Raw genomic sequence first — 24,410 nt, forward strand, 5'->3', positions numbered from 1 at the left:
CGGCAAAGGAGGATAGCCTTAGGAGTTGTACCTGGGATCCAGGTCGTTGAGCCAGTATGTACTGGGTGTGTCCAAGGCGAATGTCCTCTTAGGGTAATGGTGGGCGCATGTTACGCTGAGACGAAAAAGGCGTCAAGCGGGGCCAGGCGCCCACCGGCGGCTCAGAGCGGTTCGAGCCTGGCGTAGGCGGCGACCAGCCATTTGATGCCCTGCCCCTGGAAGGCGACCTGCAGCCGGCTGTGTTCACCGCTGCCTTCCATATTAACGATGGTCCCCTCGCCGAATTTGGCATGCTGCACCCGCTGGCCCAGCGTGAATCCGCTGTCGTTTTTCGTCACCGGCGTGCCCATCCGCTGATGGTTAACCGGGCGGCTGACGCTGGCGCGCAGGCGCACCTCCTCCACGCACTCTTCCGGCAGTTCGCCGATAAAGCGCGACGGCCGGTGATACACTTCCTTACCATAAAGTCGCCGGGTTTCGGCATAGGTCAGGGTCAGCTTTTGCATCGCGCGGGTGACGCCAACGTACGCCAGACGGCGCTCCTCTTCCAGCCGTCCGCCTTCGTCCAGCGACATCTGGCTGGGGAACATTCCCTCTTCCATGCCGACGATAAACACCTGGCTGAACTCCAGCCCTTTCGCCGAGTGCAGCGTCATCAGCTGCACGGCGTCCTGCCACTTGTCGGCCTGGCCTTCACCGGCCTCCAGCGCGGCGTGGGAGAGGAAGGCCTGCAGCGGCATCAGGTCTTCGTCTTCATCCTGATAGCTGTACTGCCGCGTGGCGTTGACCAGCTCCTCAAGGTTTTCCACCCGCGCCTGGCCCTTCTCACCCTTCTCCTGCTCGTACATTAACCACAGGCCGGAGTCTTTGATTACCCGGTCGGTCTGTACGTGCAGCGGCAGTTCGCTGGTCTCTACCGCCAGCGCGTCAACCAGCTCGGTAAAGCGCTGCAGCGCCGACGCCGCCCGCCCGGCCAGCGCCTTCTCCTGCAGCAGCGCGCGGCTGCTTTGCCACAGCGTCAGCTGGCGTTCGCGGGCGGTCTGGCGCACCACGTCCAGCGTACGATCGCCGATGCCGCGCGTCGGGGTGTTAATGACCCGTTCAAACGCCGCATCGTCATTGCGGTTGGCAATCAGCCGCAGGTAGGCCAGCGCGTCTTTAATCTCCTGGCGTTCGAAGAAGCGCATGCCGCCGTAAATGCGGTACGGCAGGCTGGTCTGCAGCAGCGCCTCTTCCAGCACGCGCGACTGGGCGTTGCTGCGGTAGAGAATGGCGCAGTCGTTGAGCGCACCGCCGTTTTCCATCCACACCTTGATGCGGTTGACCACAAAGCGCGATTCGTCCAGTTCGTTAAAGGCACAGTAGATGGCAATCGGTTCGCCGTCGCTGCCGTCGGTCCACAGCTCTTTCCCCAGACGGCCGTTGTTGTTGGCGATCAGGGTATTCGCGGCCTTCAGAATGTTGTTGGTTGAGCGGTAGTTCTGCTCGAGACGGATGGTTTCCGCCCCCGGGAAATCGTTGAGGAAGCGCTGGATGTTCTCCACCTGCGCCCCGCGCCAGCCGTAGATCGACTGGTCGTCGTCGCCAACGATAATCACCTTGCCGGTGTCGCCGGCCAGCATGCGGATCCACGCGTACTGGATGTTGTTGGTATCCTGGAATTCGTCCACCAGAATATTGCTGAAGCGCTCACGGTAGTGGTTGAGAATATGCGGCTTGTTCAGCCACAGCTCGTGGGCGCGCAGCAGCAGTTCGGCAAAGTCCACCAGACCGGCGCGATCGCAGGCTTCCTGATAGGCCTGGTAGATACGCAGCCAGGTCTGTTCCACCGGATTGCCGTAGCTTTCGATGTGCTTCGGCCGCAGCCCTTCGTCTTTTTTGCCGTTGATGTACCACATCCCCTGACGGGCGGGCCACTGCTTCTCATCAAGGTTCATCGCTTTGATCAGCCGCTTAAGCAGGCGCAGCTGGTCTTCGCTGTCGAGGATCTGGAAGTCCTGCGGCAGGCTGGCGTCCAGATGGTGTGCCCGCAGCAGGCGGTGCGCCAGCCCGTGGAAGGTGCCGATCCACATGCCGCCCTGGCTGGTGCCGATCAGCTGCTCAATACGGTGACGCATCTCCGCCGCCGCCTTGTTGGTGAAGGTCACCGCCATCACCGAGTAAGGGGAGCAGTTCTCAACCGACAGCAGCCAGGCGATGCGGTGCACCAGTACGCGGGTTTTACCGCTGCCGGCACCGGCCAGTACCAGCAGGTTACTGCGCGGGGCGGCTACCGCGTCGCGTTGTTTGTCATTCAGGCTGTCGAGCAGGTCAGAAACGTCCATAGGCACCGTTGAGTCGCGAGCGGCATGCGCTCTACTGGTTATTTAACCAGCTTATTATATCAGCGCGGTCAGCGATGCCAACCGTGAAATTTCCAGCGTTGGTAACAGGCGCGCATCGTTGATGTGCATCAGGTTGCCTTCACGCAGGTTGATCCAGCACGCCTGCAGGCCAGAGCGCACGGCACCGGCCACGTCGGTGGTCAGGTCGTCACCGACGTGCAGGATCTGCTGGGGTGCCAGATTGAGCCGTTCGGCCGCCAGCTGGTACATGTCCTGATACGGTTTGGCGCGGCCGTCCGGGCCGGCGCGCAGGATAAACTGAAAGTATTTATCCAGCCCGAACAGGTGCGGTTCGGCATTGCCGTTGGTGACGGCCACCAGCGGCAGGCGCTCAGCCAGCGCGGCCAGCGTGCGGTGGGTCTCATCCGCGATCTCAATCCTGCTGCGCCACTGCGCAAAGATCGCCATCACCTCACGCGAGCCCCGGGCGGCCTGCGGGGTGGCAATGCCGGCATCCAGCATCACCTGCTCAACGGCCCGACGACGCCATTCGCTGACGTCGTGATAAATTTCCGGCTCGGCGGCCAGCAGGCGGTTACGCACCTGCTGATACTGCGCCGGAGTGACGTCCTGCAGCGACGGGTGCCAGGCCTGCAGCGCGGCGTGGGACTCAATGGCGGTGCGCCTGATCACCGGCGCGTTGTCATACAGGGTATCGTCGAGATCGAAGGTCATCGCGGCGATCGGGCGTAGCGGTCGGTAGAAGTGCATCAGGATTTTCCTCGTTTCGCACGGGGATGGGCGGCATCGTAAACCGACGCCAGGTGTTGAAAGTCGAGATGGGTGTAGATCTGGGTGGTGGTCAGATTGGCGTGGCCTAACAGCTCCTGCACCGCGCGCAGATCGCCGCTGGATTCCAGCATATGCGTGGCGAACGAGTGGCGCAGCTTGTGCGGATGCACGTGACTGGCCAGCCCCTGCTTAATGCCCCACTCGGCGAAGCGCTTCTGCACGTTGCGTGCGGAGATGCGTTTACCCTGCTTCGACAGAAACAGGGCGTTATCCTGTGGAACAAACAGCTCGCGCAGCACCAGCCAGTTCTCCAGCCAGCTGACCGCGGTGCGGCCCACCGGCAGCCGGCGCTCTTTGCTGCCCTTACCGGTGACCCACACTTCGCCGGAGGCCAGCTCGAGATGGCCAAGGTCGATGCCGACCAGTTCGGAGAGACGTAAACCGGCACCGTACATCACTTCCAGCATCGCGCGGTCGCGCACCGCCAGCGGATCGTTGAGGTCGATATCCAGCAGGCGATTGACCTCATCAACGTCAATATTCTTCGGCAGATGGCGCGGCGCGCGCGGCGTGGCCACGCCCTTAGCCGGGTTGGCGACGATCGCGCCCTGGCCAATCAGCCAGTCAAGAAAGCTGCGCAGCGCGGAGAGGCGCAGCGCAAGGCTGGCGGGCTTCAGACCGTTACGGCTGCTGCGCGCGGCCAGCGCGCGCACTTTGGCCGCATCCAGCTGCGCCCAGTCGCCGAGCTTCAGTGCATCCAGCAGCTGGACGATCGCCTCCAGCTGGCGGCGGTAGTTAATTTGTGTCAGCGGGCTGAGCTGGCGCTCCACCCTGAGGTAACGCAGAAAGCCCTCGACGGCAGGCAGCAGCGGCGAGTCGCTGGTCACGCCCGTTCCACCCAGTTTTCCAGCAGCGGCGGCAGCATCAGCGACAGGTGCTGAAGCAGGGTGGTGCCCATGCCGGTCTGGTAGTGCTGGCTGTCCCGGCTGCTGAAAATCAGCACGCCAAGATCGCCTCGCTCACCGAGTAACGACATCGCCACCGAGCCGATCGCTTTCGCCTGCGGCAGCAGCAGCAGCAGCTCCGGGCCATTCAGGCTGCCAAGATAGTGATTCTGCTTACCCAGCCGCTGAATGCGCACGGGCTCAAACGCCTGCCGTGGCAGCGCCAGCTGGGTGAAGTCGGACGGCGCACCGATGCGCCAGCGCTCGCTGAACAGACGGATATTGGCCCCTGCCAGCCCGAGATCGCGCGCCCAGCGCTGCAGGCGGTTGAGCATCTCATGCAGGGTGGGGGCCGACGCCAGCCGCCCCTGTAGCTCAAACAGCCGGTCAAACAGCTGCTGGTTGGCGCTGGCCTGCTGCATCAGCAGGGTAATCTCTTCCTCCAGTTCCCGGATGTGATTACGCTGACGCGCGAGCTGCCACTCCACCAGCGACACGGTGCCGCGGATCGGGTGCGGCACGATCATCTGCTCGACCTGGCGGGCGTTGCGGATAAAGAAGTCCGGGTTCTGCAGCAGGTATTCGCTGACGCTGCGATCGTCCGGCAGCATTTCGCCGCCGGCGCTGGCCTGCTGTGGCTCACCGACCGTTTTCATAGGTGGATAAATCCGTCATAAACGTGGGTGGCCGGGCCGGTCATAAACAGCGGCTGACCCGGGCCTTGCCAGGTGATATTCAGCGAACCGCCGGGCAGGTCGACCCGCACGGTGTCCGCCAGCAGCCCCTGCTGGATGCCCACCGCAACCGCCGCACAGGCGCCGCTGCCGCAGGCCTGGGTCTCGCCGGCGCCGCGTTCATAGACGCGCAGGCGAATATGTTCGCGGCTGACCACTTCCATAAAGCCGACGTTGACCCGCTCCGGGAAGCGTTCATGGCTTTCAAGGACCGGCCCCAGCGTCTCCACCGCAGCGGTTTTCACACTGTCGACCTGCAGCACGCAGTGCGGGTTGCCCATTGACACCACACCGCACATCACCGTCTGTTCGGCCGCGCGCATCAGGTAGATATTTTCCGCTTTATTGGCGCGGAACGGCACCTGAGAAGGCTCGAAGTTGGGTTCGCCCATATTCACACAAACCCGCTCATCCTGGCTGACGCTCAGCACCATGCGGCCGGTTTGCGTGCTGACGCGGATGTCGCTCTTGTTGGTCAGCCCTTTTAAGCGCACGAAGCGGGCAAAACAGCGCGCACCGTTGCCGCACTGCGCCACTTCACTGCCGTCGGCGTTAAAGATGCGATAGTGGAAATCAAGGTCGGGATCGTAAGGCGGTTCGACGATCAGCAGCTGATCGAAACCGATCCCCAGATGCCGGTCAGCCAGGCGGCGGATCAGCTCAGGGGAGAAATAAACGTTTTGGGTGACGGCATCGACCACCATAAAGTCATTGCCAAGGCCGTGCATTTTCGAGAACTGCATGTTCTGCTCCGCCGGGTACGTCATCGTTTACTGGGCCGCTGGCACACTCTGCCCCGGGGACGTGACGGCTGCCTGCGGGTTGTTCGCGGTAGCGCTCGCCGTCGTGGCGGTTTGTGGCTGGGTTGGTTCATCTTTCGGGAAGTAGAGCGGCCCCTTCAGGCCACATCCCGCCAGGCTGGCCGCCGCCAGAATCAGCGCCAGTCGGCATATCAGTGTCTTCATTCGCATTCTGCTCAATAGTGATGCCTGTTTGCTCTCTATAATCGCAGGTGAAGTATGAAAAGCAACAGGAAAAGCAGGCGGTTTCTGGCTCAGGTTGGGGTGACGACGGTATCACGGTATAAAGAGGACATTAACACGACGTCAGACGAAAGCAATTTCTCGCAAGGAGGAAGACTGGCCACTACAGGTGACGCCGCTATCGCCAGGTCACCTGAACTCGATTTATCAATGAGCCTGGTAAAGGCGGATATACTCGTCATGTTCATTTTCATTCCCCTGCACCCGCAGCGGGTTAATCACCTGGTTACGGAACGGAATCACCTGAATACGCTCGTCTTCCTGCACTATCTGATAAAACTGCGGCAGATTAAAGTTGATAAAACTTGAACCGTAGGTGAAACGATCGTGTGAGGAAGAATAGAAGCGGCTGACGTCACGCACCAGTTCCTCTTTACTGCCCTCACAGTGGTGATAGACCTCAACCCGGTTACTTTCATCAAGGATATAGATATTAAAGCCGTGATCGTCTTCGGTATCTTCAAAGAAGAACTGAATAATGCCTTCACTGGCGTACCCGTCGACCACCGCCGGCAGGTGGGTCTGGTTGGTTTCCACCTTCAGCGACAGGCCGTGCAGTTTATTATTCGAGATGGCACCGTAAAATTCGACCGCATTCTCCAGCTTCTGCACGGAGACGCTCAGGCGCTCGAAGAACAGCCCCCAGGTTTGCCCCGCTACGCGCAGCGCCTTAAAGCGCCCCGGTTCCTGACGGGTGCTGGAGAGCCGTAGCTCAATGCATTCAGAGACCAGCTGTTGCACACGGGTACGAATTAAACCGCGCAGATGCTGGCTGTAGCAGAACACTTCGACGGCATCCGGCGGCGAGGCATCCTGATGCATTTTGCCAAGAATGGTTTTCAGCGCTTCAATCATCGCCTGCTCGCCGTTGAAGTGCAGGGTACGCACCTCATTCCACGAGTTGCGGTACAGCAGGTCAATGCTGCCGACCAGGCACTGCTGCTGCTGACCGAAGCTGAACACATCAAGCTTGCGGAAATCGAAATGCACCACCTGATTGCGGAACGCCATCGTCGGGTCATATTCCAGGTTGACGATGATCGCCAGATGGCGAATTTCGCACGGGCTGTAGAGCGCTTTCGGCGTCGGTGACGGCAGACGCAGCGGGAAATGGTGCGACACGTCGGCAACCAGCTCCTGTAACCGCGCCAGGTCGCAGACGGCGTTACCTTTAATGTGCAGGCGCGTTTTGCTGGTCAGCAAACCGTTGAACCACGCCCACGCCACCAGCTTATTCAGGTAACGGTTATACTCCAGCGGCTGATGGCTGACGATCGAACTCATATCCGGTGACTGGTTATACAGGTACCAGCCGGCACGGTTGGCGCGGCCGTTTGGCACGTGAATAAAGGTCAGATGCTGTTCAGAGAGATCCGGTGAGATCTGCGGGTTAAGCAGCGTGACTTTACCGGGTAGCGCCTCAAAAGCGGCATACAGTTTACGCGTCAGCACCCCGATATCCTGCGGGCTGGCGCTGACGCTTAAATTGTTGCGGCGGGCAAAGCGGATCAGGTTGCGATAACTCTGCATCATCGCATCCAGCAGTTCATTATGCGCCTCGCGCACCTGGGCAATTTTCCAGTCGGCACGGCTGTCGAGCACCGCCAGACGGGCGGCATCCCAGCCCCATTCGGCCACCAGCTGGCTGAGGATTTCACGTCGCCACCCCGGGGTTTCACCCGTCTGCGACAGTTTTTCACACACCTTCAGATAAAAGCAGCGGCGCACCAGATCCAGCCGGGCATGGTCATCAATGCTGGTCAGATAGTGGGTAACCCTCTCCAGCATCATGCAGTAGGCATCCAGGCCATAACAGACGATCTCACCGTTGTGCAGGCGCTGTTTAATATCCATCGCCAGCAGGCGGGTAGCAGGATACTCCCACGAATAGGCTTCCAGCAGCAGCGTTTTCAGCACCGCCTTATAGGGCGAATCGATGCTTTTATACAGCTGCCACAGGCTGGCGCCGAAGTACTCTTCGGCGGACAGCGTGCCAAGCCCGCCAAGATCCAGCCACTCGTTCGGCGTCAGTACGCCCTGTTGCCAGAGCGACATTACGTAGTCGTCGTAATGTTCTTCTTCCTCGCACGGCACCATATTCCACAGAATACGTTTACCGGCCAGCCGCACCGCGGTACGGTAAAACTCGTCCAGCAACAGGATGTGCTGCGTAGAACCGCAATCCTCCCCGCCGAGGCTGCCGCTTTCATTGTGACGGAAGCGGTTTTCATCGATCAGGAAGAAGCTGACCTCCACGCCCATCGACGCGCACCATTTCTCAAGCCGCGTACATTTTTTCTGCAGGTTCAGGCGTTCATCGTTATCCAGCCAAGAATGATGGCAGACCCAGATGTCGAGATCGGAGGTGCTGTTCTGCCCAACCGAAGAGGTGCTGCCCATCGAGTAGACGCCGGTGATCGGCATTTCACCCTGCGGAGGCAGTGCCGCAGGTGACGTTGATTCTTCTTCTAAATCAGCAAGATATTTCTTTTGATTATCATCAGGCGTGTAGAAGCTGATGCCATGTGGAACGCTACCCTGAAGGTAACCCGGCATCAGCGGATGATGATAATGTAATAAGGTTGGCAGCAGACTGTAAACCTGCTGGAAAGCAGGTCCCATCGCAGCCAGTGCGCGGTCTACGCGCAGCTGGTTAATGGCATCCAGTCTCTGTTTCAGTGTCTCAATGTAGAGGTACAAGACGTCTCGCCTGATTATCCCAGTGCTTCTACCCTTCGGGCCTGCAAAGGTAGTCAAGAACCCTGTTTCCGCCGTCTGCCACTTATTTTAGAGTGAGTTGTGCAGAATATTGCTGGAAACGTGATCAATCTAACATCAGAGAGATTGACCGTAAAGAAAGTTGCGCTAGCTAACAGTTTAGCACGTTTTACCGTCACCCTGACCAGCTGTATGTTGCCAGAAGGTTAAAAAAGGCGAATCCCTCACGCCGACGGCGGTTCTTTGGTAGGATATTCGGTGAGCAATCAAAACGGTATCAAGCATGTCAGATAAAATTTTAAGAATCGCCACCCGGCAGAGTCCGCTGGCGCTGTGGCAGGCCGAGTATGTCCAGCAACGTTTACTCAGCTGCCATCCCGGCCTGCGCGTGGAACTTGTGCCGATGGTCACCCGTGGTGATGTGATCCTCGACACGCCGCTGGCGAAGGTCGGAGGCAAAGGGCTGTTCGTTAAAGAGCTGGAACAGGCGATGCTCGACGGCCGTGCCGACATTGCCGTGCACTCGATGAAAGATGTGCCGGTGGCGTTCCCTGAAGGGCTGGGGCTGGTGACCATCTGTGAGCGTGAAGACCCACACGATGCCTTTGTTTCTCATCACTATGAGTCAGTGGATGCGCTACCGCAGGGCGCGATTGTGGGCACCTCCAGCCTGCGCCGCCAGTGCCAGCTGAGCGCCCGCCGTCCGGATCTGGTGATCCGCTCGCTGCGTGGCAACGTCGGCACGCGCCTCGGCAAGCTGGATGCCGGCGAGTACGATGCGATTATTCTGGCGGTGGCAGGCCTTAAGCGGCTGGGTCTGCACGCACGCATCCGTCAGGTCATGCCGGCTGAAGAGTCGTTACCGGCCGTTGGCCAGGGCGCGGTAGGTATTGAGTGTCGCCTGGATGATGCTGATACCATCGCGCTATTGGCGGTGCTGAATGACGAAGATACCGCCTGCCGCGTGCGCGCGGAGCGGGCGATGAACCTGCGGCTGGAAGGCGGTTGCCAGGTGCCGATCGGCAGTTATGCAATCCTGGAAGGCGATCGGCTGTGGCTGCGTGGCCTGGTCGGCTCCCCTGACGGCAGCCAGATGATCTGCGGCGAGCGCCGTGGCCCGCGCGATGACGCGGAAAAAATGGGTATCTCGCTGGCGGAAGAGCTGCTGGAGAAAGGCGCGCGCGACATCCTCGCCGAGGTTTATCAGGGAAATCCCCCGGCATGACCATTCTGGTCACCCGCCCGGCACCGGCCGCCGACGAGCTGGTTAGCCGTTTGCGCGGCCGCGGGCAGGTTGCCTGGGCGATGCCGCTGATTGAATTTACCCCCGGGCAACAGCTGAGCAGCCTGCCAGCCCGGCTGGCCGCGCTGACGGCAGGGGACCTGGTTTTTGCCCTCTCCGGACAGGCGGTGCATTATGCTCATCCTGCCGTTATTCGCGCCGGGCTCACCTGGCCCGCCAGCCTGAACTATTATGCTATAGGGCGCAGCACCGCACTGGCGCTGCATGCGGCCAGCGGCCATCAGGTCACCTGGCCGCACGAGCAGGAAACCAGTGAGGTGCTGATACAACTCCCCGCTCTGCAGCAGGTGGCTGGCCGCCGGGCGCTGATCCTGCGCGGTAACGGAGGCCGCGAATTGCTGGCGGAAACCTTGCATAGCCGTGGCGCTCAGGTAGAGTTTATCGAGTGCTATCAACGCTGTGCTAAACACTATCAGGGGGCCGAAGAGGGTCGCCGCTGGCGCGATCGGGCGATCGATACGCTGGTGGTTACCAGCGGCGAAATGCTGCAACAGCTGTATATGCTGTTCCCGCCGGTTGACCGTGACCAGTGGTTGCTGCACTGCCGGCTGGTGGTGGTCAGCGACCGTCTGGCAGGACTGGCCAGCCAGCTTGGCTGGAAAACGATTGAGGTTGCCGGGGGCGCCGATAACGACGCGCTGCTGCGCGCGTTACACCCGCACTAACACACTTAAATATGGGATGAGCCACAATGACGGAACACAAAGATTCCTCCGCCATGGTTGAAGAGACCACCCCTGCGGTCGAAAAAGAGACGCCGGTGACGCCGCCGCGGCCGCTGAAAAACAGCGATGCCCGGCAGAGAAACAGCGGAGCCCTGTTAGGGGGAGTGGCGATTGCTATCGCGCTGGCGCTGGGTGTCGGCCTGTATCTGAACGACAAACATCAGGCCGCACTGCAGACAGAGGCCAGTGAGGCGCTCACGGCGCAGCTGGCAGAGCTGCAACAGCAGTCGGTCGGCGATCGCCAGTCGCTGCTGAAACAGCTCGCCACTCAGGCCAGCGCGCTGGAGACGGCGCGTCAGCAGCAGAGCGCCTTAAGCCAGCAGCTTGACGAGTTAAAAGAGAAAGTCACCGCCATTTCAGGCAGCGATGCGCAAATCTGGCTGCTGGCTCAGGCCGACTATCTGGTTAAACTGGCCGGACGCAAACTGTGGAGCGATCAGGACGTCACCACGGCCGCGGTGCTGTTAAAAAGTGCCGATGCCAGCCTCGCCGATATGCACGATCCCAGCCTGATCGACGCGCGCCGCGCCCTGACTGCCGATATCAGCACGCTGTCCGCCTTAAGCCAGGTGGATTACGACGGCATTATTCTTCGCCTCAACCAGCTGTCTAACGGCATCGACAACCTGCGTCTGGCCGACAACGACAACGACGATGAACCGATGGATGCTAACAGCGGCGAGCTCTCCTCCTCGCTGCGCGAATGGCGGCAGAACCTGGTAAAAAGCTGGCATAACTTTATGGATGACTTTATTACCATCCGCCGCCGCGACGCCACCGCTGAACCGCTGCTGGCACCAAATCAGGACGTCTATCTGCGCGAGAACATCCGTTCGCGTCTGCTGATCGCCGCTCAGGCGGTGCCGCGCCATCAGGATGAGATCTACAAGCAGTCGATCGACACCGTCTCCGGCTGGGTTCGCGCCTGGTATGACACCAGCGATGCCAATACCAAAGCCTTCCTCAGCCAGCTGGATGAGCTGAGCCAGCAGAGCGTGTCGATGGACGTGCCGGATGCGCTGGAGAGCCAGCCTGTTCTCGACAAACTGATGCAGACCCGCGTACGTAACCTGCTGGCGCAGCCGGCCGGAAGTGCGGCAGCCCCGTCTGCCAACGCGGCACCTGCGTCACCACCGGCACAGGAGAAATAATCATGTTAAAAGTTCTCCTGTTATTTCTGCTGCTGATCGCCGGCGTGGTGCTGGGTCCGATGATTGCCGGCCACCAGGGCTACGTACTGATCCAGACCGACAGCTGGAACATTGAGACCAGCGTTACCGGACTGGCGATCGTCCTGATCCTGTCGCTGCTGGTGATCCTCGGCGTCGAATGGCTGCTGCGCCGCCTGTTCCATACCGGAGCACGCACCCGCGGCTGGTTTACCGGTCGCAAGCGCCGCAGCGCGCGTCGGCAAACCCACGCCGCGCTGGTTAAGCTGGCCGAAGGTGACCATCAGCAGGTTGAGAAGTTGCTCTCACGCCACGCCGATCATGCCGACCAGCCGATGGTCAACTACCTGCTGGCCGCCGAAGCCGCACAGCAGCGCGGCGATGAGAAGCGCGCGGACCAGCACCTGGCCCGCGCCACCGAACTGAACGACGGCGACCCGCTGCCGGTCGAGATCACCCGGGTGCGCATCCAGCTGGCGCGTGGTGAAGACCACGCGGCACGGCACGGCATCGACCGCCTGCTGGAGATCGCTCCGCGCCATCCTGAACTGCTGCGTCTGGCGGAACAGGCCTACATCAGAACAGGGGCCTGGAGCGCGCTGCTGGATATTCTGCCGGCGATGGAGAAAATCAGGCTGGGTGATGAAGCGCATCGCCTGGCGCTGCAGCAGCAGGCCTGGCTGGGCCTGATGAACCAGGCAATGGCCGATCAGGGCAGCGAGGGCCTGAAGCGCTGGTGGCAGCAGCAGAGCCGCAAAACGCGCCACGAGATCCCCCTGCAGGTGGCGATGGCGGATCACCTGATCGTCTGTGACGATCATGACACCGCCCAGCAGATCGTCCTCGACGGCCTGAAACGCCAGTATGATGAACGCCTGGTGCTGCTGATGCCGCGCCTGAAGGGCGGCAACCCGGAACAGCTGGAGAAAGCGCTGCGCCAGCAGATCAAACAGCACGGTGCCACCCCGCTGCTGCACAGCACGCTGGGGCAACTGCTGATGCAGCACGGCGAATGGCAGCAGGCCAGCGAGGCGTTCCGCGCCGCGCTGCAACAGCGCCCGGATGCCTTCGACTACGCGTGGCTGGCAGATACCCTCGATCGCCAGCATAAGCCGGAAGAGGCCGCACAGATGCGCCGCGACGGGCTGCTGCTGACGCTGAAAAATAATCCCTGAAGCGTCAGCGGCTCAGTATCACCTTCTCAAAAAACCGGGCCCGCCCGGTTTTTTTTCGCCGCGACTAAACCACCTACAATCTCGATGCTGTTCACGCAGAGATCCCTGTGCGGGTGCAGGCACAGGTAGAGCTGTGCGCTGATGGCGGTTGCGGTTGCGGTTGCGGTTGCGGTTGCGGTTGCGGTTGCGGTTGCGGTTGCGGTTGCGGTTGCGGAAGAGTGACATTAGCGCCAGCCTGCAGGCAAAAAAAACCTGCCACAACAGTGACAGGTATAAGTATCAGGTCGGTCAGACAACCGATTGGTACCCGACTCAACGGTGTGCCCTGTGTTCCGGTAAGGCGTTAGCGATACTGGCTGGCTGGACAACGGGTACCTTAAAGTGGCTCTGCGTCATTCCCAGGTTTATGAAGCATCAGCAAACATAAGAGGTGGAATGAGCATCTACCTTTAGATTCTTGCACAGGACATGCCAGAATGAAACTTAACAAATTCCTGAATTACATCTTTTTAATTTTTAAGGATATTTAAACTCCGGTCCCTCACCCTTTCCCAACCAAACGTCGCTAAACCCCAACATCATCCACCCCAACCGTCGCAAAACAGCGACATTCAATGCATGATTAAGTAAAACGCTATAAATACAACAAACTACACGTCGCCAAACAGCGACGAACTCAAATAAAACGCTAACAAGTTTCAAAAAATCACCCAGGCAACCACGAAGCTGATTATCAGGGAGGGCAGCGGGATGAGCCCGGAGCGGGGTAACCCGCGCAGGGTCGCCCGCATGACCGCCTGACACTCTCGATCCCGAAGACAACGGACTTTTGAATTTCTTACAGACGAAAAAAAACCTGTCTTTTCAGACAGGTTTCTTAAATTGGTCGGCGAGAGAGGATTCGAACCTCCGACCCACTGGTCCCAAACCAGTTGCGCTACCAAGCTGCGCTACTCGCCGAATACTGCGGCACTACTGCGCTTAAATCCCTTACGGCTTTAAGCAAAAACCCCGCTACTGCAGGGCTTTCAAAATTGGTCGGCGAGAGAGGATTCGAACCTCCGACCCACTGGTCCCAAACCAGTTGCGCTACCAAGCTGCGCTACTCGCCGAATACTACGGCACTGCTATTCACATCTGGATTTTGTGGTGCGAAGAGAGGGACTTGAACCCTCACGTCCGTAAGAACACTAACACCTGAAGCTAGCGCGTCTACCAATTCCGCCACCTTCGCATTCTACAAAATCACATACTACAAAATCTGGGGTGGCTAATGGGACTCGAACCCACGACAACTGGAATCACAATCCAGGGCTCTACCAACTGAGCTATAGCCACCACTACTTTACCAGATACTACTTTTACTGCCTGACAAGCGGTATATCTTACCACCGCAGCTCTTGCGCACAAACTTAATGGCGCGCCCGACAGGATTCGAACCTGAGACCTCTGCCTCCGGAGGGCAGCGCTCTATCCAGCTGAGCTACGGGCGCGTAGCGCCGTTGCGGATGTGCATACTACGGACAGGAGCCTTACCTGTCCAGTGCTTTTTTCAATAAAAAACCGCGTTTGCTTATGCTTTGTGCAGTTCGTCTAAACTCGCAGCAATTTAGACGCTTATCGCGCACAAAAAGCACTTCCCACGCGGCTTACCGCCGGACAAAAGGTAAAAATTAAAGCTCGCCACGCCAGTGATAGTTCAGGTATTTCAGCAGCCTGAGCTGGCGCCCAAGACGTGAAGGCTGCGAAAGCAGGCGATACAGCCACTCCAGCCCCATATTTTGCCAAATCTTTGGTGCCCGCTTCACATGGCCGGTAAACACATCATAGGTACCGCCCACGCCCATATAGAGCGCATCAGGGTTAGCCGCCTTGCAGTCACGCATCAGGATCTCCTGACGCGGTGAGCCCATCGCCACCGTCACCAGCCGTGCGCCGCTGGCCTTGATGCGGGCGAACAGCGCGTCGCGATCGGCCGGGGCGAAGTAGCCATCCTGTTCACCGACGATATTCACGTTCCACTGCCGGCGCAGCTTATCGACGGTCTGCGCCAGAATCTCCGGCTTGCCGCCAATAAGAAACACCGGCGTGCCCTCGCGCCCGGCGCGCTCCATCAGCGCTTCCCAGAGATCGGCCCCGGCGATACGCGATACCTGCGCCTGCGGATACTTCTTGCGGATCGACCGCACCACGCTGATACCGTCGGCATATTTATACTCGGCGGCCGCGAGCAGCTGAAACACCTCGGTATTCTCCTCCGCCGTCAGCACCTTCTCGGCGTTGATCGCCACCAGCGTACCGCTCTTCAGCTCCCCACCCTGGTTCAGGTAATCGACAAACTGTGCCCTGTCGCGGAAGCCGGCCAGCGACAACCCGCGAATCTGATACTGCGGAACTTCTTCAGAGGCATGCATGGCAAATCCTTCAAATAAAACTCAATAATCAAAGCGCACCGGGCGCGGGACCACCCCGCACGGCCAGCGATGTTCCCGCGCGCCGCGCGCGTATCAGCCCGGCGCTGTCAAACAGCCAGTAAAGCAGCTTAGCCACCACCACGCAGGCGACAAAAATCACGCAGAAGAACACCACCCGCGAGGCAAAGGCATCCAGCCCTTCACGGGCCAGCACGATCATATTGAACACGGCACCAAAGCAGAAGCTTTGCAGGATCGCCGCCTTATAGCGGTTCTGTTCCCGGCGGCCCTTCTCATACAGCCAGTCAAACCATTTAACGATCAGCCCCACCGACACCGCGCCAAGCGGGATAAACAGCGCACCGCCCATCACCACCAGCGAACCAATCAGCGTGGGCGAGATCGCCAGCCCGGAGTGGTTATCCAGCACCTCCCAGGTGAAGTAGTTAGCGCTGTTCAGCACCAGCGACGGCCGTCCGTGCCACAGCCAGCTGGGAATAAACACGTAGAAGTCACGCACGATCGGGGCCAGGCCCTGGAAGTCGATGCGGTCATAGTTCTGCAGCAGCAGACCGAGGTTCTCCCACGGTGAGAAGGTATCCCGCGTCAGATAGAGGAAGGTATAGAAGGCTTCCGAACCGTTAACATCAAGGTTATAGCGCTTCAGCGCCAGCCAGAACATGCCGACCACGCCACCCGCGCCGGCCACGACCAGCATCCACAGGGTTATCCAGCCGCGGATAATGCCGATAAACAGGAACAGCGCAAACGCGATGATGATATTGGCGCGCGTGCCGCCGACGATGGCGTAGGTAAGGAAGCCGAACGCCACCGTGCTGACCAGGAACAGCAGCCAGCGGCGGAAATCCTGCTTCATAAAGTAGACCACCAGCATCGCCGGGATAAAGAAGTAGAAGAAGCGCTTCAGCGCCACGCCGGAGACGTCCGCCGAGAAGATCTGGCTGTAGCTGTGCAGCTTAAACAGCAGAAAACCGTTGTGGGCAAAGAACACGCTAACGGTGCCCAGCGCCACCAGCGCCAGCAGCAGCCAGCTCAGATGGGCCTCTACGCGGTTAATGGTAAAAGCCGGGCGCGAGGGCACATGGCTGCGCGCCCGCAGCCGGGTTTTGTAGCTTACGTAGTAAATGGCGTAAAAACACCCTGCGGCCAGCATCGCCTGCAGCAGATACTCTGCCGGCACCACCTCAACGTCGAAGCCAAACACCAGCACGCTGGTAAACGGGAAGCCGAAGAAGAAGGTCAGCAGGAACAGCATCGAGAACAGCACGTTAAAATTGAAGCGTACCCGGCGAAACTCGCGCCAGGTCAGCGTCAGGATCATACCGCCACACAGCAGGTACACCAGCAGCAGACCGGCAAACTGTAACAGCGTCATGCGCCTTCCCCTTCCACCTGCCGCAGCGCCTGCTGCCATCCTGCCAGATAACCCGGCTCGAAAAATGCCACCTGCTTTAAATCCAGCTGGGTCAGCTGGCGTCGCGCTTCGGCCACCGTGGCGGCATCCAGCGCATCGCCGCTGAACAGCACCGGCACCTGCTGTTCCGTCAGGTCCTGCCAGAACGGATTACGCCGGTTGAGCACAAAGGGCACGCCCGCCTGCATCAGCAGACACAGGGTGCCAATCCCCTGCTGACGTTCAAAGATGAAGTAACCCAGCTGGCAGCGGGCGATCAGCGCCATATAGTCGGCAAACGCCAGCTTTTCGGTCAGGATCTGCACCTGACCCGGCGCAAAAAGCGCCCCCGCGGCCTGACGCACGCTGGCGATATAGTCCTGATTATTCGACGGATAACCCATCGGCACCACCACCTGTACCTCGCTGCCAAACTGCCGGTGGATCTCCTCCAGCGCCTGAATATGGCGGTTGCTGGCGTCACCCGAGTTGCCCAGCAGCACGGTCAGCGCGCCGTCAGCGGACTGACTCAGCGGGACATCCTGCGCCAGGCGGGTGGGGAAATAGAGCAGCGAGGCCGGCACGCGCGGGCAGCGCTGCTGAAAATGGCTGATGTCACCACGGGTGGCAAACACCTGCGCCACGCGCTTTTGCGCCTGCCGCCGCAGTAGGTAGAACAGCCGGAACTTGAGGGCGGTGGCATCTTCGTACAGGTCCGCTCCCCAGATATGCCAGTAAAACTGGCGGCGTTTCAGCTGGCCGGTCAGCAATGCCAGCCACAGGCGCGGGTTAAACTGGCCGTGGCAGAAAAAGCGCGTGCTGCGCTGCCGGCGGCCTTCAGCGATCGCCGCCGCAGCTAACGCCCCCTTGCTGGCGAACACCCGAACCGCCAGCTGTGGGAAGCGCGAAGCCAGATCGGGCTCTGCGCTCACCACCCAGAACGGGCGCGGGGCGGCCGTCGGTACCGCATCATGCAGCACCTGATTGAAAAAGCTCAGCACCGTCTGGTTATGGTGCGGTATGTCTGAGCCTAAGAGATGGATTACTGTGGTCATACGCGTCTACGGTAAAGTGTAAAAATGCCAGCACAAAGTGCGAAATAAGCGACGTAGGTCGCCAGATACGCCTGAGCCGCGCCTGCTGCACCGTGCAGCGGGATCAGCCAGCGGGAAAAACCCATCAACAGTACAAACTGGCTGACCTCAGCCAGCAGATAGAAGCGCAGTGACGCTTTGGCAATCACCAGATAGCCAAACACGTAGCAGCCGACCTTGAGCACGTCCCCGGCCAGCTGCCAGACAAACAGATCGCGCATGGCGGTAAACTGGCTGGAAAACAGCAGCCAGATTGCCACATCGCGCAGCAGCCAGACGCAGAAGCTGACCGCCGCTACGGCAGGTAACACGAAGCGCAGCGCTTTCAGGACCTCGCGCGCAATCTCCTCTTTATGCTGCAGCCTGGAGAGTGTCGGCAGCAGCCAGACGGTAAAGGAGGCGGTGATAAACTGCAGATAGGCGTCAGAAATGGTGCTGACCCCCTGCCACAGCCCCACCTGTTCCCAGCCAGCCTGTGCCGCCAGCTGGTTACGCATCATCATCCACGCCACCGGCAGCGTCACCGAGGTGATCAACGCCATCACAGTGAACTTGCCCAGCTGGCGGGCGAACGCCGGCTGCCAGGCGGGCAGCAGGTAGCCTAAGGGCAGGCGACCGCGACGCCACAACACGATGATGGCCGGGATCACCAGCAGCGCCGGCACCAGCGCCAGCCCGATCAGCGCACCGCTGTAGCCGCCCAGCCGGTAGCAGACAAACCAGCCGGCGACGCCGATCAGGCTGCCGCCGATCAGCGCGGCGGCGTTGCCCGCCGCGTCGCGGAAGCCTTTGACGATCGCCAGCAGCAGGTTGGCCCAGGCGATGCCAAACTGCAGGAACGCCACCGCGCGGATCACCTGCTGGTACTCCTCGTGGCCAAACAGCGCGCGACTAACCGGCGCGGCAAACAGCAGAAAAACCAGCGCCAGCAGCAGCGAAAAGCCGAGCACCATCGACGAGGCGGTGCCGGTCACCGCGCGCAGCTGCGCCGGGTCCTGCTGGTACTCAGCAACGTATTTGGTGACGCCGTTGAAAATCCCCGCGCCCGCCAGCACGCCTAACACGGTCACCAGCTGACGAAAGTTCCCCGCCTGCCCGACGCCGGCTGGCCCGAAGGCCAGCGCCAGCATTTTTACCACCAGCAGTCCGGCGGCAATTTTTACCAGCGTGGACGCGGCGGTCCACACCGAAGCTTTTGCCAGTGACATATCAGGAGAAGTAGCTCAGCAGAGAGCCGATCACCGTCTTCTGATTATTGTCGGTCAGGTTGTAAAACAGCGGCAGCCGCAGCAGTCGCTCGCTTTCAACGGTGGTAAAGCGGTCTTCGCCGTGGAAACGACCAAAGCGCTGGCCCGCCGGTGAGCTGTGCAGCGGGATATAGTGGAACACCGACAGGATCTCCGCCTCTTTCAGCCAGGCAATCAGCGCGCCGCGGTCCTCGCTGTCGCGCAGCCTGAGGTGGAACATATGCGCGTTGTGCGCGCAGTCGGCCGGAATATTCGCCAGCGTAATCCGCCCGCTGGCGGCGATCGGCTGCAGCGCATCCGCGTAGTTCTGCCACAGGCGCAGGCGCTGCTGGTTGATCTGCTCTGCCGCCTCCAGCTGTGCCCACAGGTAAGCCGCCTGCAGGTCGGCCATCAGATAGCTGGATCCGACATCGCGCCAGGTGTACTTATCCACCTGCCCGCGGAAGAACTGGCTGCGGTTGGTCCCCTTTTCACGGACGATTTCCGCCCGCTCGACCAGCGCCGGATCGTTGATCAGCGTCGCGCCGCCCTCGCCGCCGGCGGTATAATTCTTGGTTTCATGGAAGCTGAAGCAGCCGATATGGCCAATCGTTCCTAACGCACGCCCCTTATAGGTGGACATCACGCCCTGCGCGGCGTCTTCCACCACCCACAGCTGATGTTGCTTCGCCAGCGCCATAATGGTGTCCATCTCGCAGGCCACGCCCGCATAGTGCACCGGCACGATGGCTTTGGTTTTGTCGGTGATCGCTGCGGCAATCAGCGTTTCATCAATATTCAGCGTATCCGGACGCACGTCGACAAAGACGATAGTCGCGCCGCGCAGCACAAAGGCGTTGGCGGTGGAGACGAAGGTGTAACTCGGCATAATCACTTCATCGCCGGGCTGAATATCAATCAGGATCGCGGCCATCTCCAGCGAGGCGGTGCAGGAGGGGGTCAGCAGCACCTTGCGGCAGTGAAAGCGCTGCTCCATCCACTGCTGGCAGCGGCGGGTAAAGCCGCCGTCGCCGCACAGCTTGCCGCTGCCCATCGCTGACTGCAGGTAGTCCAGTTCGGTTCCCACCACCGGTGGTGCATTAAACGTAATCATGATGTTTTCCTGTATAACCAATAGGCGGTGCGTTCAATCACGCCACCGCAACGAAGGTAGAGCCGTAGCGCGGCCAGGTTGCCCAGCTGCGTTGCAACATGAAGCCGCTCCAGACGCCGCGCGCGGCTCCAGTCGCTGGCGGCCGCCATCAGCCGCTGGCCAACCCCCAGCCCCTGTGCCGCGGGCAGCACCGCCAGCAGGCCAATCCGCGCCGAGCCGTCGGCCAGCTCGCGCAGCGAGACAAATCCCTGCATCGCGCCCTGTTGATCCACGGCCAGCAGGCACTGGTGGTCGAAGGTGCCCAGCACCGCCTTCTCCGCCCACTCGGCGTACAGGCGGCCGCTGTCGCCGGCGGCAAACCACGGCGTACGAAAACGGCTGAAGGAGAAGGCTTCCGCGGCCATCTGGCGCAGCGCGGGGATATGCTCCGGCCGGGCAATGCGGACGCCCTCCGGGCGGCCGGTAGCGGCAATGCCCAGCACGCAGTCCACTTCGGCTTCCACCAGCTGGAAGCCGAGTGCGTTTACCGCATCCAGTTCGACGCTCTGCTGCGCCGGCAGTTTCACCTGGACGAGATCGTAGTCATCCAGCCTCTCGGGCAGCAGCAGAGTCTCCCCCTGCAGCTCAAGCAGCGCGCTGTTATGATCAAAAAAGGCGTTTTCCCACGCCAGTGGTTTAAGCGTGGCAAACACAGATTGCCTCCAGAGTGATAAGCGGCATCATCGCCAGACGCCTTTGGTATCGACAATCCACGGCTGGCGGACAGTTTCTGCTGCCACCGCCTTAAACTGGCGGTGATCGACCAGCATCACCAGCACGTCGGCCTGCTGCAGCGCCTCGTCCAGCGACAGCAGCGTGGCCTTCTGCGCCAGGCGCGCGGGCAGCTGCTGAATATGCGGCTCTACCACCAGGGTACTGCCCTGATGCCAGTCCGCAATCATCGCCGCCACCTGCATCGCCGGGCTTTCACGCAGGTCGTCGATATCCGGCTTAAAGGCCAGACCGAAGCAGGCGATTTTCAGCTCGCTGGCGCGCCGGTCGCTGGCCTGCAGGCACTCTGCCACCTGCTTTTGCACCTGTTCAAGCACCCGGTACGGCTTGCCGTCGTTAACCTCACGGGCGGTACGTATCAGTTGCGCCTGTTGCGGGTTTTGCGCCACGATAAACCACGGGTCGACCGCAATACAGTGGCCGCCGACGCCGGGGCCGGGCTGCAGGATATTGACGCGCGGATGGCGATTGGCCAGGCGGATCAGCTCCCAGACGTTGATCTGCTGCTCGGCGCAGATCAGCGACAGCTCGTTGGCAAAGGCGATATTGACGTCACGGAAGCTGTTCTCGGTGAGCTTGCACATTTCGGCGGTGCGGGCATTGGTCACCACGCACTCCCCTTCGAGGAACAGGTTATACAGGTCGCAGGCGCGCTGCGAGCTGGCCGCGCTCATACCGCCAATCACCCGGTCGTTCTTAACCAGCTCGACCATTACCTTGCCCGGCAGCACCCGCTCCGGGCAGTAGGCAATGCGGATATCTGCCGTTTCACCCACCTGCTGTGGGAAGGTCAGATCGGGTCGCTCAGCGGCCAGCAGGGCGGCCATCTGCTCGGTGGCCCCGACCGGCGAGGTGGATTCCAGAATCACCAGGTCGCCGGCTTTCAGTACCGCGGCAACCGAGCGCGCGGCGGCCTCAACCCAGGCCATATCCGGCTGATGCTGCTCTTTAAACGGCGTCGGTACCGCAATCAGAAAGGCGTCCGCAGGTTCAGGCACGGTGGTTGCGCGCAGGAAACCGCCTTCTACCGCCGTTTTCACCACCCGATCCAGATCCGGCTCAACGATATGGATTTCGCCGCGATTGATGGTTTCCACCGCGTGGGCGTTGATATCAACGCCAATCACCTGCTTCTGGCAGGAGGCAAACGCCGCCGCGGTCGGCAGGCCGATATATCCCAGGCCAATGACTGAAATAGTATTGAAACTCATAATGTTATCCGGTTATTTTTCAGAACTTCTACGATGCGCTGGCAGGCCAGTCCGTCACCGTACGGATTGTGGGCATGGCTCATCGTCTGCCACGCCTCGTTGTCGTTTAGCAATCGCGTCACTTCGCTGACAATTTTTTGCTGGTCGGTTCCCACCAGTCTGACCGTACCGGCGTCGAGTGCCTCCGGCCGCTCGGTGGTATCACGCATCACCAGCACCGGTTTCCCCAGCGACGGTGCCTCTTCCTGGATACCACCGGAATCGGTCAGGATCAGCCAGGCGCGGTCCATCAGCCAGACAAAGGGCAGATACTCCTGCGGCTCGATCAGTACTATGTTGTCAATACCGCGCAGGATGCGGTTCACCGGTTCGCTGACGTTAGGATTGAGATGTACCGGGTAGACAATCTGCAGCTGTGGGTGCAGACGGGCGATCTCCGCCAGCGCGTTACAGATGCGCTCAAAGCCGCCGCCGAAGCTTTCGCGACGATGACCGGTCACCAGCAGCATTTTCTTGTCTGCATCAAGGAACGGATAGCGTGCCGCCATGCTGTTGTGCAGCGCGGCGTCACTCAGAACCCGGTCACGCACCCAGAACAGCGCGTCAATCACCGTGTTGCCGGTGACGAAAATACGCGAAGCCGGCACGTTCTCCCGCTGCAGGTTCTGTTGTGAGCGCTGCGTCGGCGCAAAGTGATAGCTGGCGAGGTGCCCGGTCAGCGTGCGGTTAGCCTCTTCCGGCCACGGCGACCACAGGTCACCGGTACGCAGTCCCGCTTCAACGTGACCGACCGGAATGCGGTGATAAAACGCCGCCAGGCTCGCGGCCAGCGTGGTGGTGGTATCGCCGTGCACCAGCACCACGTCGGGAGTAAAGTCGGCAAACACCGTTTTCAGCCCCTCAAGAATGCGGCTGGTGATTTCAGTCAGTTCCTGGCCCGGCCGCATGATGTTCAGGTCGTAATCCGGTACCAGAGAGAACAGATGCAGCACCTGATCGAGCATTTCACGATGCTGGGCGGTCACGCACAGGCGTGATTCGATCGAAGCGTCCTGAGCCAGCGCGTGGACCAGAGGTGCCATCTTGATGGCTTCAGGGCGTGTGCCGAAAACTGTTAATACTTTCACCGTTGCTCTCTCTGTCGTTCCATTGTTGAACTGCATTCGCCGGGCATCCTTAGCCACGGCGCCGTCTGACCAGCGCCGTACCTGCACCGATCAACACCCCTACCGATCCCCACATGATCATCAGCAGCAGACGGCGCGGGCTGTCACGCGTCACCGGCTCTTCCGGCGTGCGCAGGTAGCGCCAGGCCTTAAAGGAGGAGACCAGCGTCGGCCCAACGTTCAGCGTCGCCAGCATGGCACGGTTTTGATCGTATTCGAGGTCGTAGTCCGGGCCACTGTCGCGCAGGTTTTCCAGCCGCGCCTGCAGCATAGGCCGCCCCAGCAGGTAGAGCTCAGAGTCCGGCAGCTGCTCAGACGGCGTAGCGGTATGGGCCTGCTCCAGCCCCTGGGTCTGGGCGATTTTCAGCGCCTGCTGGACGCTGTTGAGCTGGCGATCGTAAATCGCCTTCGCCACCGCTTCCTGACGCTTAATCTGCGCTTTTAGCTGGATGGTGCGTGCGGCCCAGGCCCCGGATAATGCATCATTCAGATGCGCGGTAGCCCGGGCGTTGGCAAAGGCCACGTACTGACGCAGCAGCGTGTTGGCTTCCGCCGAAGTCTCTGCCACCAGTTTCACGGTGTCGTTGGTTTTTTTGAGGCTGTCCGCCGGCTGATACTGAATACTGGCAATCAGCTTATCCAGCAATACCGCGTCATCCGCCACTTTGCCGACCTGCCGCTGTTTGTAGTAAGCAGACTGCAGCCAGAAGTCACGCCGGGTATCCCATGCGGAGAGCTGCATGACAAACTCCTGGTAGGCTTCGTCCATCACGTTCGGCAGCGTGGCGTTAGGATTACCGTTACGCAGGTCCAGATTATTAAGGAACTGCTGCTGTGAGTAGTAGCCGGCGAGGGTATTGACCGTTGGGCGGTCGGTAATCGCCGTCGTGCTCCACTGTGGCGTTACCAGCAGCGACCAGACCAGCGCCAGCAGGGCGAACAGCGCACCACCACCGACGATCCACCCTTTACCGCGCCACAGCGTGCAGCACAGGCCCCGAATATCCAGTTCGTTATCTGCAGCGTCAGGATAAGTCATGCATCATTTCCTTGTTGTCGAACATCATCGTTCA

The 24,410-nt window shown here is 60.4% G+C and carries 20 protein-coding genes and 5 tRNA genes; 4 read left to right on the forward strand and 21 right to left on the reverse strand.

The window, feature by feature from the left end; translation table 11 throughout:
* Positions 1–161: 161 nt before the first annotated feature.
* The 7 genes from uvrD to GKQ23_RS22540 all read right to left on the reverse strand — a co-directional run bounded on the left by uvrD (position 162) and on the right by GKQ23_RS22540 (position 8,537).
* Positions 162–2,324: a DNA helicase II gene (uvrD, locus tag GKQ23_RS22510; protein ID WP_056234781.1), complete on the reverse strand. Its 2,163-nt coding sequence runs from the start codon at positions 2,322–2,324 to the stop codon at positions 162–164.
* Positions 2,325–2,378: 54 nt separating this feature from the next.
* Positions 2,379–3,095, reverse strand: coding sequence for a 5-amino-6-(5-phospho-D-ribitylamino)uracil phosphatase YigB (gene yigB / locus GKQ23_RS22515; RefSeq protein ID WP_212409471.1), 717 nt, complete (start codon positions 3,093–3,095; stop codon positions 2,379–2,381).
* A complete protein-coding gene (xerC, locus tag GKQ23_RS22520) occupies positions 3,095–4,003 on the reverse strand; it encodes a tyrosine recombinase XerC (protein WP_212409472.1) in 909 nt (302 codons plus the stop codon). The genes yigB and xerC overlap by 1 nt, the downstream gene beginning before the upstream one ends.
* Entirely contained in the window at positions 4,000–4,716 is a 717-nt protein-coding gene (locus tag GKQ23_RS22525) for a DUF484 domain-containing protein (RefSeq protein WP_212409473.1), read from the reverse strand. Before GKQ23_RS22525 ends, xerC begins: the two co-directional genes overlap by 4 nt.
* Positions 4,713–5,537, reverse strand: coding sequence for a diaminopimelate epimerase (gene dapF, locus GKQ23_RS22530; RefSeq protein ID WP_212409474.1), 825 nt, complete (start codon positions 5,535–5,537; stop codon positions 4,713–4,715). The genes GKQ23_RS22525 and dapF overlap by 4 nt, the downstream gene beginning before the upstream one ends.
* A 27-nt stretch (positions 5,538–5,564) precedes the next feature.
* Positions 5,565–5,759 carry a lipoprotein gene (locus tag GKQ23_RS22535; protein ID WP_212409475.1) on the reverse strand — a complete coding sequence of 65 codons (195 nt, stop codon included), beginning with the start codon at positions 5,757–5,759 and terminating at the stop codon, positions 5,565–5,567.
* Between the two features lie 225 nt (positions 5,760–5,984).
* Entirely contained in the window at positions 5,985–8,537 is a 2,553-nt protein-coding gene (locus GKQ23_RS22540; protein WP_212409476.1) for a class I adenylate cyclase, read from the reverse strand.
* A gap of 301 nt (positions 8,538–8,838) precedes the next feature.
* Here GKQ23_RS22540 and hemC point away from each other — a divergent pair, with 301 nt between their 5' ends.
* Genes hemC through hemY form a run of 4 tightly spaced genes read left to right on the forward strand, consistent with a single transcriptional unit; the run spans position 8,839 to position 12,927 of the window.
* On the forward strand, positions 8,839–9,780 hold the full coding sequence (gene hemC, locus GKQ23_RS22545) for a hydroxymethylbilane synthase (protein WP_212409477.1): 942 nt from the start codon (positions 8,839–8,841) through the stop codon (positions 9,778–9,780).
* A complete protein-coding gene (gene hemD / locus GKQ23_RS22550; RefSeq protein ID WP_056234746.1) occupies positions 9,777–10,523 on the forward strand; it encodes a uroporphyrinogen-III synthase in 747 nt (248 codons plus the stop codon). Before hemC ends, hemD begins: the two co-directional genes overlap by 4 nt.
* Before the next feature lie 26 nt (positions 10,524–10,549).
* Positions 10,550–11,734 carry a uroporphyrinogen-III C-methyltransferase gene (hemX, locus tag GKQ23_RS22555; RefSeq protein WP_212409478.1) on the forward strand — a complete coding sequence of 395 codons (1,185 nt, stop codon included), beginning with the start codon at positions 10,550–10,552 and terminating at the stop codon, positions 11,732–11,734.
* A 2-nt stretch (positions 11,735–11,736) separates the two neighbouring features.
* Positions 11,737–12,927, forward strand: coding sequence for a protoheme IX biogenesis protein HemY (hemY, locus tag GKQ23_RS22560; protein WP_212409479.1), 1,191 nt, complete (start codon positions 11,737–11,739; stop codon positions 12,925–12,927).
* An 883-nt stretch (positions 12,928–13,810) separates the two neighbouring features.
* On the opposite strand, the gene GKQ23_RS22565 is transcribed toward hemY, so the two are convergent.
* The 14 genes from GKQ23_RS22565 to wzzE all read right to left on the reverse strand — a co-directional run bounded on the left by GKQ23_RS22565 (position 13,811) and on the right by wzzE (position 24,376).
* Positions 13,811–13,887 (reverse strand) — tRNA-Pro (locus tag GKQ23_RS22565).
* A 75-nt stretch (positions 13,888–13,962) separates the two neighbouring features.
* Positions 13,963–14,039 (reverse strand) — tRNA-Pro (locus GKQ23_RS22570).
* Positions 14,040–14,074: 35 nt separating this feature from the next.
* Positions 14,075–14,161: transfer RNA gene (locus GKQ23_RS22575), tRNA-Leu, on the reverse strand.
* Positions 14,162–14,189: 28 nt separating this feature from the next.
* A tRNA-His gene (locus tag GKQ23_RS22580) sits at positions 14,190–14,265 on the reverse strand.
* A gap of 78 nt (positions 14,266–14,343) precedes the next feature.
* Positions 14,344–14,420, reverse strand: a tRNA-Arg gene (locus tag GKQ23_RS22585).
* Positions 14,421–14,600: 180 nt separating this feature from the next.
* Complete coding sequence (wecG, locus tag GKQ23_RS22590) at positions 14,601–15,341, reverse strand: lipopolysaccharide N-acetylmannosaminouronosyltransferase (protein WP_056234737.1); 741 nt, start codon at positions 15,339–15,341, stop codon at positions 14,601–14,603.
* A 28-nt stretch (positions 15,342–15,369) separates the two neighbouring features.
* Positions 15,370–16,737: an ECA oligosaccharide polymerase gene (wzyE, locus tag GKQ23_RS22595; RefSeq protein WP_212409480.1), complete on the reverse strand. Its 1,368-nt coding sequence runs from the start codon at positions 16,735–16,737 to the stop codon at positions 15,370–15,372.
* Positions 16,734–17,810, reverse strand: a complete 1,077-nt coding sequence (locus GKQ23_RS22600; protein WP_212409481.1) for a TDP-N-acetylfucosamine:lipid II N-acetylfucosaminyltransferase — start codon at positions 17,808–17,810, stop codon at positions 16,734–16,736. The genes wzyE and GKQ23_RS22600 overlap by 4 nt, the downstream gene beginning before the upstream one ends.
* A complete protein-coding gene (gene wzxE / locus GKQ23_RS22605; RefSeq protein ID WP_212409482.1) occupies positions 17,807–19,057 on the reverse strand; it encodes a lipid III flippase WzxE in 1,251 nt (416 codons plus the stop codon). The genes GKQ23_RS22600 and wzxE overlap by 4 nt, the downstream gene beginning before the upstream one ends.
* A gap of 1 nt (position 19,058) precedes the next feature.
* On the reverse strand, positions 19,059–20,189 hold the full coding sequence (gene rffA, locus GKQ23_RS22610; protein ID WP_212409483.1) for a dTDP-4-amino-4,6-dideoxygalactose transaminase: 1,131 nt from the start codon (positions 20,187–20,189) through the stop codon (positions 19,059–19,061).
* Positions 20,186–20,881, reverse strand: coding sequence for a dTDP-4-amino-4,6-dideoxy-D-galactose acyltransferase (gene rffC / locus GKQ23_RS22615; RefSeq protein ID WP_212409484.1), 696 nt, complete (start codon positions 20,879–20,881; stop codon positions 20,186–20,188). Before rffC ends, rffA begins: the two co-directional genes overlap by 4 nt.
* A gap of 27 nt (positions 20,882–20,908) precedes the next feature.
* Complete coding sequence (gene wecC, locus GKQ23_RS22620) at positions 20,909–22,171, reverse strand: UDP-N-acetyl-D-mannosamine dehydrogenase (RefSeq protein ID WP_056234722.1); 1,263 nt, start codon at positions 22,169–22,171, stop codon at positions 20,909–20,911.
* The gene (gene wecB, locus GKQ23_RS22625) at positions 22,168–23,298 is read right to left on the reverse strand and encodes a non-hydrolyzing UDP-N-acetylglucosamine 2-epimerase (RefSeq protein WP_056234719.1); all 1,131 of its coding nucleotides are present in this window, start codon (positions 23,296–23,298) and stop codon (positions 22,168–22,170) included. Before wecB ends, wecC begins: the two co-directional genes overlap by 4 nt.
* A 49-nt stretch (positions 23,299–23,347) precedes the next feature.
* Positions 23,348–24,376, reverse strand: a complete 1,029-nt coding sequence (gene wzzE, locus GKQ23_RS22630; protein WP_212409485.1) for an ECA polysaccharide chain length modulation protein — start codon at positions 24,374–24,376, stop codon at positions 23,348–23,350.
* Positions 24,377–24,410 lie beyond the last annotated feature (34 nt).

It is taken from the genome of Erwinia sp. E602 (assembly GCF_018141005.1).
Taxonomy (GTDB): domain Bacteria; phylum Pseudomonadota; class Gammaproteobacteria; order Enterobacterales; family Enterobacteriaceae; genus Erwinia.